The organism is Aporhodopirellula sallentina SM41 (genome assembly GCF_000346505.1).
In the GTDB taxonomy this organism is placed as follows: domain Bacteria; phylum Planctomycetota; class Planctomycetia; order Pirellulales; family Pirellulaceae; genus Rhodopirellula; species Rhodopirellula sallentina.
Genome location: NZ_ANOH01000047.1, coordinates 22,428 through 35,350, shown reverse-complemented (window position 1 = coordinate 35,350; position 12,923 = coordinate 22,428). Strand labels below are relative to the sequence as shown.

The 12,923-nt window shown below is 57.2% G+C and carries 11 protein-coding genes; 6 read left to right on the top strand and 5 right to left on the bottom strand.

What is annotated here, in order from left to right:
* Positions 1 to 53: 53 nt before the first annotated feature.
* Entirely contained in the window at positions 54 to 1,493 is a 1,440-nt protein-coding gene (locus RSSM_RS02275; RefSeq protein WP_008674059.1) for a PQQ-binding-like beta-propeller repeat protein, read from the bottom strand.
* A gap of 486 nt (positions 1,494 to 1,979) precedes the next feature.
* On the opposite strand from RSSM_RS02275, the gene RSSM_RS02265 reads away from it, so the two are divergent.
* From RSSM_RS02265 to RSSM_RS02235, 6 genes are all read left to right on the top strand, one after another.
* Complete coding sequence (locus RSSM_RS02265; protein ID WP_044300671.1) at positions 1,980 to 2,960, top strand: FAD-dependent oxidoreductase; 981 nt, start codon at positions 1,980 to 1,982, stop codon at positions 2,958 to 2,960.
* Between the two features lie 120 nt (positions 2,961 to 3,080).
* On the top strand, positions 3,081 to 3,425 hold the full coding sequence (locus tag RSSM_RS02260; RefSeq protein WP_008674052.1) for an ArsR/SmtB family transcription factor: 345 nt from the start codon (positions 3,081 to 3,083) through the stop codon (positions 3,423 to 3,425).
* Positions 3,426 to 3,687: 262 nt separating this feature from the next.
* Entirely contained in the window at positions 3,688 to 4,107 is a 420-nt protein-coding gene (arsD, locus tag RSSM_RS02255; RefSeq protein WP_008674049.1) for an arsenite efflux transporter metallochaperone ArsD, read from the top strand.
* Between the two features lie 58 nt (positions 4,108 to 4,165).
* Positions 4,166 to 5,938: an arsenical pump-driving ATPase gene (gene arsA, locus RSSM_RS02250; RefSeq protein WP_008674048.1), complete on the top strand. Its 1,773-nt coding sequence runs from the start codon at positions 4,166 to 4,168 to the stop codon at positions 5,936 to 5,938.
* A gap of 192 nt (positions 5,939 to 6,130) precedes the next feature.
* Positions 6,131 to 6,604, top strand: a complete 474-nt coding sequence (locus RSSM_RS02245; protein WP_008674047.1) for a DUF1579 domain-containing protein — start codon at positions 6,131 to 6,133, stop codon at positions 6,602 to 6,604.
* 247 nt (positions 6,605 to 6,851) lie between these two features.
* Entirely contained in the window at positions 6,852 to 7,274 is a 423-nt protein-coding gene (locus RSSM_RS02235; protein WP_144059512.1) for a DoxX family protein, read from the top strand.
* Between the two features lie 458 nt (positions 7,275 to 7,732).
* Here RSSM_RS02235 and RSSM_RS02230 read toward each other — a convergent pair whose 3' ends face one another.
* The 4 genes from RSSM_RS02230 to RSSM_RS02215 all read right to left on the bottom strand — a co-directional run bounded on the left by RSSM_RS02230 (position 7,733) and on the right by RSSM_RS02215 (position 12,807).
* Positions 7,733 to 8,473, bottom strand: coding sequence for a cysteine hydrolase family protein (locus RSSM_RS02230; RefSeq protein WP_008674043.1), 741 nt, complete (start codon positions 8,471 to 8,473; stop codon positions 7,733 to 7,735).
* A gap of 3 nt (positions 8,474 to 8,476) precedes the next feature.
* Positions 8,477 to 9,715 carry a Zn-dependent hydrolase gene (locus RSSM_RS02225; RefSeq protein WP_008674041.1) on the bottom strand — a complete coding sequence of 413 codons (1,239 nt, stop codon included), beginning with the start codon at positions 9,713 to 9,715 and terminating at the stop codon, positions 8,477 to 8,479.
* 2 nt (positions 9,716 to 9,717) lie between these two features.
* Entirely contained in the window at positions 9,718 to 11,637 is a 1,920-nt protein-coding gene (gene asnB / locus RSSM_RS02220) for an asparagine synthase (glutamine-hydrolyzing) (protein ID WP_008674039.1), read from the bottom strand.
* An 84-nt stretch (positions 11,638 to 11,721) separates the two neighbouring features.
* A complete protein-coding gene (locus RSSM_RS02215) occupies positions 11,722 to 12,807 on the bottom strand; it encodes an aspartate/ornithine carbamoyltransferase family protein (protein WP_044300681.1) in 1,086 nt (361 codons plus the stop codon).
* Between the last annotated feature and the right edge of the window lie 116 nt (positions 12,808 to 12,923).

The window sequence follows — 12,923 nt, the reverse complement described above, 5'->3', positions numbered from 1 at the left end:
GACGCTGAGCATCACCCACATCGGCGTCCAGACAGCGCCGGAATTTCGTTCGTTCATAGCGGCCCCTCGCCAACCGACGTTTCTCGCGCCGCCACGTCCAAACAGACCAACCGGGTCATGTCGCGAAGCAACAGGTAGCCGTTGACAATTGCCATCGGCCCCCACGCATCGTGTCCATCCTCAAAAACCAGATGGCTGGCGAGCCGGCGATAACCTTCATGGCTGGCCTCCGCGATCGTCAGTTCGCCAAAGTTGCTCATCATGAAAAGCAAGCCGTCGGCGATTAGGTACGGACCGTGGCCAAACCGATCCCGACCGCTGTTCCAAATCTCGTTACCATCGACATCCATGCAAACCATCGGGCCGCCGCCCCGTTTGCGAATGCCGAAGAGATGGTCGTTGTAGAAGATCGGTGTTTGCTGTTCGGAGTTGAATTCTTTCGGAGAAAACTTTCGCTCGATGGAAACATTGCGTGCTGTTTCATCGAGACGGAGCATCAACGCACCGACATCGTTTCCATACCCGCTGCACACGAAAATTCGTCCATCGGGCAGCGGCACCGGCGTCGGCGTGTGAGCGAATTGCACCGGCCACTGCATGGTCTCCCACAGCAATTCCCCGGTTTCGGCATCCACTCCAATGACACCACCACTGCCGCAGTACACATACATTCGAACCCCTGCGTGGTGCATCACCGCGATACTCCCGTGGGTCATTTCCCAACCGCGAGGATTCTCGGTTTGCCAAATCACTGCACCGGATTTCGGGTCGATCGCGACCATCAACGCTGCGTCCCCCGGCGCCAAGATCAAACGACCTTGGTCGATCAACGGGCACTGCCCGGCGTACCAACGTGGAACGGTCGTTTGATACCGCTGACGCAGGTCCATCAACCAACGGTTCTCTCCGGTCACGGCGTCCCAACAGGCGACATGGCATTGCGGGCCAAACGTGATCACGCAATCTTCGAACAGGACCGGAACCGTCCGCGTGATTCCGTGGTTGCGTGTGACCGCCACCGGGTAGCCGGCACGCCAGATCTCACGCCCGTCATCGAGCGAAAGACACCGCAGCACATCGGCTCCGACTGCCTCGTCGTAATCCAACACATACACCCGCCCGTCGCGCACCGCGGGGCTCGCGTAGCCTTCGCACAACGTGACTTCCCAACACTTTTGCGGGCCGGTCTCTGGCCAGTGACGAGCCAACGTTTTGTTTTCACGCGAGACGCCATCGTGATTGGGGCCCCGGAACCCTGGCCAGGTGCCGCCAATGGCTGACGCCACTCCAGATCCCGAAACCGGACGCCCCGCAATCACCGCTTCGTAAGGAAGACGGTTTGCGGTCACCAATACTTGAGGCGTACCGTCCATGCCGGGAACGCGCATCCCAACCGGGATTGACGAGCGGGCAAAAAACAAACTCACCAAACAGAACACCGCCATCACAAAAACCACGACGGAAATCGTTCGATCGATCGATGAAGGCTGCATCGCAAACCACCGCTTTCTCCTGGTACCGAAAGTGACCCCCACTCTCTTCGAAGCAATCGATTATGCGCCAGGTCACAAGGCTTTCACCACAGACGAATGGGCGCACGGAAACACCGACAACACAAAAACGCCGCAAATTACGGTGTTTCCGAGAATCGTCGCGACGATCCACCGCACGCCGAACCGACATGGATTCCTGTCCGTTACCGCATACATCGAAACGACAGGGTCAATAGACAAAAAACATGCTCGCTGGAACGCGTCGTGCATGATGCGACTTGCGAGACAATTTCTCCGGCGTAGTCATTGGTCACACACGCAGCGAGATGCTCGAGACGCATCCGTGAGATGCCCGCGAGGTTGCGTCAGGCTTGCCAAAGGCAAACAATTGTCGATTGCAGTGCGACACAGTCTTTCCGTTGCGAAGGACGGGTTTGCGTTCCCACGACAAACGTGCCTCGCGAGAACTTTCCCCGGAGCGTATCAATGGTTCGAAGAATAGCCGTCATCGGCCAAGGCGTTATCGGGCTGACTTCCGCAGCAAAGTTGCTCGATCAAGGCCATCAGGTGGTGCTCTTCTCCAAAGAACCGTTCGAGCAAACCACCTCGATGTCAGCCGGCGCCTACTGGTGGCCGCACCGCACGTACCCGACCGAAAGGGTGCAGCAATGGGCGAAGTGCTCCTACGACGAATACGCTCGATTGAAACAGATTCCCGACTCCGGAGTACACTTCGAAGAGCACTTCCGGTTCTGTATCGATCCCGACGAAAGCAGCTACGTCCTGCAATCTGTCGATCAGTGGGAACGAATCGACGCGAGCGAATACGGGTTCGACTGCGCTGAGGCGTTTCGTGTCGTGTTGCCGGTTATCGACGTTCCCCGCCATCTGGCCTACCTTCGCGATCAACTTCTCGAGAGAAACGCTGAGTTCGTTCGACGTGAAATTGGATCACCTGCGGAATTGTTTCCCGAATTCGACCTCGTGGTGAATTGCACCGGCGTGGCCGCTCGTGACTTTGTCGGCGACGAATCGGTTTTTCCGATCCGTGGCCAGGTCGTCCGGGTGGCACGACCGGATGGGCTGCGTTGTTCGACCCGTGTTTACCAGAAAGACGACCAATTCACTCTGATCCTGCCGCGGATCGACGACGTGATCCTCGGTGGAACCTCCAACGAGAACGATTGGGGACGCGACGTTCGCGACGAAGATTCAGCCGCGATCATCCAGCGATGCGTCCGCGCGGTGCCTGCGATTGAAGACGCGAAAGTCTTGGGAGCCACGGTTGGACTGCGTCCCGGCCGCCATGCCGTTCGGCTGGAAACGGAAACGCTCGAAAACGGACAAACGGTCATCCACAACTACGGGCACGGCGGCGGTGGATTCACGGTCGCCTGGGGATGTGCCGAAGAGGTCGCCAATTTGGGGCGGGCGCACTTCAACGGAATCGCGGCGAATCCCCTTTGAAATCGGGGCCCAACACGCCCTCAACACGAATTTCCGCTGAGACCAGATTCCCATGTCGCCTTGACTTTCACGAGGCTGCGGCGTACCGTCTATCGTAGATCAACGATAACAGGAATTCAGATGGTAAAACGATCCAGCACCGCGAAACTCGCCGCCAAGAAAAAGTGTTCGACCGATCCGGTCAAACTGACGCCGGACCCGACCGCCGAGGAGTTTGCGAAACTCGCGTGGGCGATTGCTCATCCGGCACGAGTCCAGATCGTTCGGCTGTTGATCGGACGCGAAGCCTGCGTTTGCGGCGAAATCGTCGATTGCCTGCCGTTGGCTCAGTCCACCGTTTCACAGCACCTGAAGATTCTCAAAGAGTCCGGTTTGATCCAAGGCGAAGTGGACGGGCCAAAGGTCTGCTACTGCATCAATCCGCCACAACTTGAAAAACTGAAAAGCTTCGTGAAAGCACTTTAAGAACACACGCCAAACAACCGCGGACGCTGAACCCTCGTCATTGACTCCACACTTTTTGGCGTCGATGACGACGAAGCCAGTAAAGCCCATGAGCGTTCTACCCGGCACCCAGACTGCGACGGTCCCATGTCCCACGTGTGACCAATTGGTCGATCCCTAACCCAAACTATCGTATTTCGTTCGTTTTTTTTAACCCGCAATATCGCCAATCGACGATAAGCGATTCTAGAAGACACCCCCTATCTACCTATCGGAGAAAAACATGAGTCACGTTCAGATCTACGACCGAGCCATGTGCTGTTCGACCGGCGTTTGCGGACCTCAGGTCGATCCGGTTCTACCTCGCTTCGCCGCCGACTTAGATTGGCTAAGGTCGCAAGGGCACAGCGTCGAGCGTTTCAATCTGGCTCAAGACGCCTTGCAGTTCGCACAAAACGAACGCGTCAAACAAATGCTCAGCGATGAAGGCGTTGAATGCCTGCCGCTGATCATCGTCGACAACACCGTCGTCAGTCGCAACGAATATCCGTCTCGCGAGAGCCTCGCGATGTGGACCGGATCGACTCTCAAAACCGCCGCTCAATCGAGCACCATCGGTCTGCCGACCGTCAACGCGTCCGCAGACGAATCGCAGCCTACCGGTTCGGAAGGATGCTGCGACGGCAAGAGCAACTGTTGCTGAGCCTCGCTCACCGATCCGTCTGACCTTTTTGGTTTCGCCTACGCACGAGAAAGTACCGATGCAATTCCTACAACAACCGACTCGAAATCTTTTCTTTACCGGCAAGGGAGGCGTGGGAAAAACGTCGATGGCCTGCGCGACCGCGGTGCAGTTGGCCGACCGTGGTCATCGCGTGCTGTTGGTTTCGACCGACCCGGCATCGAATCTCGATGAAGTACTTGGCACCCAACTCGGCAGCGTCCCCACACCGTTGGACTCGGTGCCTAACCTCGATGCAATGAACATCGATCCGGAAACCGCCGCGAAGGAATACCGGGAAAGAATGGTTGGCCCCTATCGCGGTGTGCTCCCCGACACGGCGGTCGCCAGCATGGAAGAGCAGTTCTCTGGATCGTGCACGCTCGAAATCGCAGCCTTCGATGAGTTCGCCCGCCTACTCGGTGACCAACAGGCCACACAGAACTACGACCACGTGGTCTTTGACACCGCCCCGACCGGGCACACCCTCCGGCTATTAACATTGCCCTCGGCGTGGTCCGGTTTCATTGAAACCAACACCTCGGGAACATCGTGCTTGGGACCACTCGCGGGATTGCAGGCTCAGCAACAAATCTACAAACAAACCGTCAACGCACTATGCGACGCGGACACAACAACGTTGGTTCTCGTGACACGTCCGGAACCTTCGGCGTTTCAGGAAGCCAGCCGCACCAGCGAAGAACTCAAAGCGATCGGAGTCACCCACCAACACTTAATCGTCAACGGTGTCTTTCACAGCGAAGACCGTTCCGATCCGATCGCCGTTGCGATGCAGAAACGCGGCGACCAAGCCCTGCAAACCATGCCGGCAACAATCGGTGCACTCCCGCAAACCACCGTGCCGTTGTCGGCGAGAGGTTTGATGGGCGTCGATTCGTTGCGACGAGTCGGCGAGCCGCCCGCCGAAGACCTCTCCGCCGATCCCGATCCGCAACTGCCCGCGATTGCCGCCGATGAGTTTGAAACTCTGATCGACGACCTCGCCTCGGTAGGCCACGGCGTCGTTTTGGCGATGGGCAAGGGCGGCGTCGGCAAAACCACTGTCGCCTCCGCGGTCGCAGTCGCCTTGGCCGATCGTGGTTTTGAGGTGCACTTGTCGACAACGGACCCGGCCGCGCATCTCGCCGCGACGCTCGCTGCGGGCGAGTTGCCGAGCCTGACTGTCGGACGCATCGATCCCGCGGAGGAAACCGCCAAGTACACCGCCGAGGTCCTCGCCACCGCCGGAGACGACTTGGATACCGAAGGCCGGGCACTACTCGAAGAGGATCTTCGCTCGCCGTGCACCGAAGAGATCGCGGTCTTTCGGGCATTCGCCAAAGCCGTTGCGGAAGGTTCGGACCGATTCGTGGTGCTGGACACCGCACCGACCGGTCACACGATTTTGCTTCTCGATTCGGCGTTGGCCTATCACCGCGAAGTGTCTCGGCAAACGAACGAGATCTCGGAAGAAGTTGCCAACTTGTTGCCACGACTACGCGATCCACAATTCACCCGCGTGCTCGTTGTCACCCTCCCCGAGGCAACTCCCGTTCACGAGGCGGCCGGGTTGCAAGACGATCTGCGACGGGCAGAGATCGAACCGTTTGGATGGGTGATCAATCAAAGCCTCACGCCGTTGGACGTTACCGACCGAACGCTACGCAGTCGCCAACAATACGAGCGTGGCTTCATCGAAGAAGTCCAAACCGAGCACGCCAATCGCATGGCGTTGATCCCATGGCGTCCCGAACCACCAACCGGAATCGAAGGCCTACGCGACATCAGTCGGCACAAGCAAATGCCGGTGTGAAAAGCACGTGCAACACAGTCGCTGCACGAACGTCGGTGAACAAACATTCTCGCGAAAGAAGAATTTTTCCCTCGGGCTGTCGATTTGCAGCGGCACCGTTCGTCTAATGGTAAACGTAAGACAAAACGAGGGGCAATACTCTCATCCCCTCGGGAATTCGTCTTCCTGATAAGCCCCATTTTGAGGAACGAGATGTTTGCAAAACCACAATCCGAACACCAATGGCTCACTCAGCTCGTCGGAATTTGGTCATTCGATCACAATTGCGATGGGCCCGAAGGAGAGAAAACTCAATCGTCGGGAACGATGGAGTGCCGCATGCTCGGTGGCCTTTGGGTGATCTGCGAAAGCAGCGGTGGGGCAACGGAAGACGGCAAATGGTCGGCAATCATGACGCTGGGGTTTGACCCTGCAAAGAATGCCTATGTGGGAACGTTCGTCGGATCGATGATGAACAACATTTGGCCGTACCAAGGCGTGCTCGACGAAACCGGCAAACGTCTCACCCTGAATTCAGAAGGGCCAAAGTTCAGCGGCGAAGGAACGGGTTTGTATCGAGATACAATCGAAATCGTTGATCGCGACCAGTGGTTGATGATCAGCGAAATGCAAGGCGACCAGGGTGAGTGGACCCAATTCATGCGAGGCGTTCATAATCGCCGCTGATGCATCCATTTTACCGCCGCAGCAACCGGTTCGCCGAATGAAATCAGCATACCTGGCCGCGGCGGATCGGGAATGATCGTGTACATTCATGAGAGCATTTTGAAATTGAAACTGCCCGATCGCCATGGCTGGATTCGCCAGGATTCAGTCCTCCAAAGTCTGGCAACATCGGCCTCGTCGTTCTTCAAAATGCTCGCAACTCAACGCCTTCTCCCCGCTCGTCGGATCTTCAACCTTCAGTACGACTATGAAAAAATCGAAAACCAGAATCGCGGGTTGGATCATCAGCGGTTTACTCTTCGCCATGCTGTGTTTCGGTAGCGCGAGCGGCAAATTCACCGAGTGGGACGGCAAGGCGGAAATGTTCGGGCACCTGGGTTGGGATCCCGATGTGATGTTCAAGGTTGGCCTCGTGGAGGTCGCCATCGCCGTCTTGTTTCTCATCCCGCGAACCGCGTTCGTTGCCGCGATTTTGTTGTCGGCGTATCTCGGCGGGGCAACCGCATCTCACGTGCGAGTGGGTGATCCCTTTTTCGTTCCGATTATCATAGGTGTGATCGCTTGGGTCGCGCTAGGCATGCGTGACCCGCGTGTTTTCCACCTCGCATTCGGTGCCCCTCCAGCAACGACCGATGCCGATGGCGCCGGCTCCGATCCCACAGACGCTTGACCTATCATCGCTTCTTCTTGCCCGCATTCCGGCACGACATATTTCGGAGTAGCGAAACTCGCCAAGAGTTTCGGCAGGCCCTGCGAACCACCGAATGCTTCGGCAACTTTCGGGAGCCCTCAAAACTCGATTCTTGATCGTGACGCATCACCATAGCATTCTGATATCTGAAACGCCCAATCCCCGTAGCTAAACTCGCTTGAATTCAAACCGCCAAAGTCTGGCGACATCGAGTACGTCAATCGAATAGGTTCGTAGGCCGGACCAAGCGCAGCGACGTTCCGGCATTCACACGCCTGCCGGATGGGCGTCGCAAAGCCTCCTTCATCCGGCCTACTTTGGTTCGCTACGTGATTAGTCTGGCAGCTGGATTCGGCAGAATTCAGAGCACCGAAGTCTGGTGACATCGGCTACGCCACTCTAACAGCGTTCCGAGTCGCAGTGCACCGCGAGCCGACTCAGTCGAGCATCGGAACTTTGGTATCAACATCACCGAGTGTCTCATTGAGGGTGAGCACCCGGGCGTAGCGATCACGCAGCGTTGATAGTGAGGCTTCGTGCAATTCCGGTGTCACCGTCGCACAACAATCTTCGACCATCGTGACGAGGTAGCCCAGGTCGCAGGCGTCACGGATCGTGGTTTCGACGCACTCGTTGGTGTAGACACCGACAACAAACAACGACTCGATGCCCAGATTCTTCAGCACGTAGTGCAGATTGGTGGACGAGAACACGCCGCTCGCGGTCTTGTTAATCACAATCTCATCGTAGGCGGGCGCCGGTGCGACTTGATCGATAAACTCGGCCTCGCGCGAGCCCGGGGGTGCGAGTAGATTGAGACGTTTGTGCCCCATTCCTCGATCACGACCGTTCTGGGTCAGTGACTGAATGCGGGTATGGATGACCTCGAGACCGTGCTGCCGAAACGCGTCTTGCAGCTTACGCACTCCCGGAAGAACGATTTTTTCGAGGCGGTCGAAATAGTACTCCTGCGCTTCGGGCGGAACCCCGCTGGCTTCGGAATCGGCAAAGACGCCGCACCCGGGAGCCGCGTCGAGATACTGCAGATCAATGCACAACAACGCCGTGTTCCTCCCGGTGAGGAACTCCATGTGCTTGGGGTTGTCGATAAACGATTCGTGATAAACATCACGGAGTGGATCAACGTGGGGATTGGAAGGGTCGATATCGTCGATCATTGATTAACTAGCAAGTTGAACAAGGGTGTTGAGCATCACGTTGGCCCCCGCCTCGATGTCCGCCCACGCGGTCCATTCGGACGGCGAATGGCTCTGGCCCCCTTTGCTGGGGACGAAAATCATTCCAACGGGAACCATCCGTCCCATGATCTGGGCATCGTGAGCGGCTCCGCTAGGCATTGTATTCGAATCAAGTCCGAGCAAGGAGCTCTGATTGGTCAATGCGTTAATCATCTTTTTGCTGCACTTCACCGGTGCGATGTAACTCTTCTGTTCGAATTCAAACATCAGATGCCTGCGACGGGCGATCGCCGATAACGCTTTTCGAAACGCCGTGGCGAGTTCGTCGAGGACTTCATCGGAGGTATCACGAACGTCCAAAGAAAACTCGACCAACCCCGGAACGGTGTTCGTGGCACCGGGCAGGATTTGTGCCTTGCCGATGGTCGCCCGGCTCCGGTCGCTGCCGTTTTCATCCAAAATCCGTGGGATCTCGTGAGCAAAATCGGCGAGCCCCATGAACGCATCGTTCCGCATATTCATGGGGGTGGTACCGGCATGATTCGCCTCACCCTTGAATCGCACCGACCACGTGAAAAGGCCAGTGATTTCGTCGACAATGCCAACCGGTTTACCGATCCGATCGAGAACCGGCCCTTGCTCGATGTGCAGCTCTAAATAGCCTTCGATCGTTTCCGGGTTCCGAGCCGCGTCGAGAGCCCCCATCGGATCGAGGCCGTGACGGACAAGCTCGTCTTCGAGCCGGACTCCGTTCATGTCCGTCATCGTGGCGAGCTTTTCAGGATTGATCTCTCCACAGACCGATTGCGACCCGAACATTCCCCCGAAACGTCCCTCCTCATCGCTGAAAGCAACCAATTCGATCGTCCGCTCGAGCGATACCTTCGCCTCCCGGAGACAACGCAGGCACTCGAGCCCCACGATCACGCCGAGCGTCCCGTCGAGAGCCCCGGCGCAGGGAACCGTGTCAATGTGCGAGCCGATCAAAATCTCCGGTGCATCGCTGGCACCTTCGACCTTGGACGAGATGTTCGCCGCACCATCGGTCCAATGAGGCAATCCGGCAGCGTCAATTTGGTCCGTCAACCAACGCTTTCCTTCCATATCGGCGTCCGTGAACGCCATTCGGTAGATGCCGTGGTCAACCGGGTCTCGACCGATCTCCGCGAGCGAGAGAATATCCGATTTGATTCGTTGCAAGTCGACTTGCAGTGATGGCATGATCAGTCAACCGCCGGCAGCGGAAGTCCTTCGACATATTGACCGTGCAGCATATGCAGTTGCAGCGCGTGGTTCATCACGATGTCGTTGCGACGTGCAAGCGTGCCATCGGTTTCGTTCCACGAATCGGTCAGGAATTGGGAGAGCCGACCGTAGTCGAATAAGCCGACTGCGGCAACACGTTCGGGGGTCAACCAGTGGTTGATCATTTCCTGCACCGCCGCCTTTTTCACCGGATCGGTGTGCGCCGGAGGTGCCATGAAAGCAAACTTTTTACGTTCGTAGAGTTCACGCGGCAGCACGTTCACCATCGCTTCTCGCAACACCCATTTTTCCACACCGTCGCGGATACGGACGTCCGGCGGGATCGTGGTCGCGTACTCGGCAACGTGGTGATCCAGGAACGCCGGTCGGGCTTCCATCGAGTTGGCCATGTCCATTCGATCGCCACCCCACGTGAGGATCTGCCCCTCGAGCATCGTCTTGCTCCACGTGTACTGCGAGATGTCCAGACGATGGCGTCCGCGGACCATGTTCGGATCGATCGCACCGGCGACCTCCGCGACCGGATCGTAGTCAGCCAGGAGGTCCTGCACCGACGAGCTGAACAACGGTTTGACTCGTTCGAGAACCATCATCCACGGTTGAATCCAGGACGGCGTGAAACCACAGAGGTCCTGCCATGCGTTATGAGTTTGATCTTCCTCGGCCAGGATCGCACCGGCAAAGATCCCTCCTTCGCTGTCGCGTCCCAACCAATCCCGTTGAAAGAACGGGTATCCGCCGAACAACTCGTCGGATCCTTCACCGGTGATGACGGCTTTGTAGTTGCACGCCCGGACTCGGCGACTCATGTGCCATTTGGCAACGGCGAGCGTGTTGTAGAAAGTCCGCTCGGCGTGCCATGTCGCTCGCTCGAACGCGGGACCGTAGAGTTCTTTCTCGGTCAACCGCAGCAACTCCTGCTCCGCACCGGTGCTCTCGGCCATTCGGCGAGCAATGTTCGACTCGTCGTATTCGTCGCTATCGAACGCGATCGTGAACGCCTTGATCGGCGACTGCTGCAGGTTCGTCGCCAGACCGAGAATCGAACAACTGTCGATACCGCCGGACAAGTAGCAACCCACCGGCACGTCAGCCTCCAACCGTGTGGCCACCGCATCGATCAATCGTTCCTGAACCCCTTGGACATACTCGGTCGGGTCGACGCCCTCTTCGTGCGAATCCGGGAATTCGAAATCCCACCAACGTTTGGTTTCCACCTCGAGCCGATCGCCACGCAGGTTCGCGATCAGCATGTGCCCGGGCTTGAGTGCCTCGACGCCTTCGAATGACGTCGAGCCAGGGACCATGACCTGCATCATCTGGTGCACGGCCGCTTTCGGACACAGCCGCGGAGTGACGTCTGGGTGCTTGAGGATCGATTTGACCTCCGACCCCCACACCAAACCGGAGTCGCCGACGTGATAGTAAAGCGGCTTCACCCCGAAACGATCGCGGATCAGGATCAGGCGTTGTTCACGTTGATCGAACAAGACGACTGCAAACTCACCACGCAGCTTCTCGACAAACGCAAGACCATGTTTGAGATACAACGGCAACGTGACCGCACTGTCGCTCTTGCCGTTGCAGGTGTATCTCTGACACGCGAGTTCCGTGCGGATCTTTTTATATCCGTACAGCTCACCGTTCACCGTGACCGCATAGTCGCCATCATCGGTCTCAATCGGCTGGTGTCCACAATCCAGACCGATGATCGATAACCGGGTGTGCCCCAAGGCGACGCCAAGTTCACGAAAGAATCGGCTGCCTCGTTCATCAGGCCCCCGGTGATCGAGGACGTCCAACATCGGGTCGAGAGCGAACCGCAGATCCCGTTCGTTGGTGCGCGACGGGTTCCAAAAACCGGTGATACCACACATAACAAAAACAAATTTTGTGAGTTGAGAGAGATGGAACTCGGAGTTCGTTCAGCGACGAAACGTGCGAGACGGAAACGACGAAAGTCAAACGTCGTTGATCCCCGAGATACGGTCGAGCCTGTCGAGAACGGCGGTGAGCAACGCTTGCCGGACGAAGACCGCTCCCGCCGCCTGGGCAAAGTACAAATTGTGTGCCGTTTGATCGAGACTTTCGCTCAACTCATCATTTCGCGCCAGCGGGTGCAAAATCACCGCGTCGGATTTGAGGTTACTCGTTTCGTCCAACTTGTAACGGGCGTCGAGTTTGCGATAGCTGTCACCCAAAAACGCGATCGAGTTGACGTACACCACATCGAGTTCCGGCAGGACCTCCTGAACATCGTTGATGATCTCAATCTCGATCGGCGACTCCTCGATCGGCTCGGTTAGGTCCAACCCAACCGGATCGGCCAATTCCGAAATCAGCGTGATTTTCTTCACCGCGCCGGCAAACATCAGCGCGAGCCGCACGAAGCTTTTCACCGCACGCATCGATCCCGGTGTCCCGATGATTCCGAGGTGAACACGTTTGGACTCCGGACAATTCGGGTCACACAGTTCCGGCCGCCACTTCAACAAAGCGTACCAATCGATCAAGGCCTGCGTCGGGTGGTGCCCCGAACCGTTGCCCGCGTTGATCAACGGACGCTGCAGGTTTTTGCTGATCTCGTCGAGACAATCGGTATCGGGATGCCGCATGATCACGACGTCACCGTAGGTATTGAACATTTCACCGATGTCAGCGAGCGATTCGCCTTTTGCGATGCCCGTCACTTGCCCGTCCGGCACCGAAAGGACTTTCCCGTCGAGACGCAACACCGCGCTCTCAAACGACAACCGAGTTCGGGTACTGGCTTCAAAGAATGCGGTGATCGCGATTTTTCCATCGAGAGGTTTTTCCATCTCGACGTTACGCGTTTCCAGCAACGCCGCCAACTGTGCAAGAGCGATGACTTGGCGGCGGTTGAATTGACGTGGGTTCAGGATCGACTGGCCCGCCAACCCCTTCAACGCCTCACAATCGATCTGGTGATCGTAGTGATCGAGCAGTCGCAAAGGGGACAGGCGTTGTCCCTTCGAATTACTCGCGGCGTTCGTCAGCGGTGACGAGGCGTGATTGAACATATTCATTTCGGTACTACTCACCAGATTTGTCGGTCTCGAGAGTCGATAATAAGGAACGTGATCAGAGCCGCCACGCCGACGCAGGTTAACGCCAACGCACCAATCACCAGAACTTGAAGAAA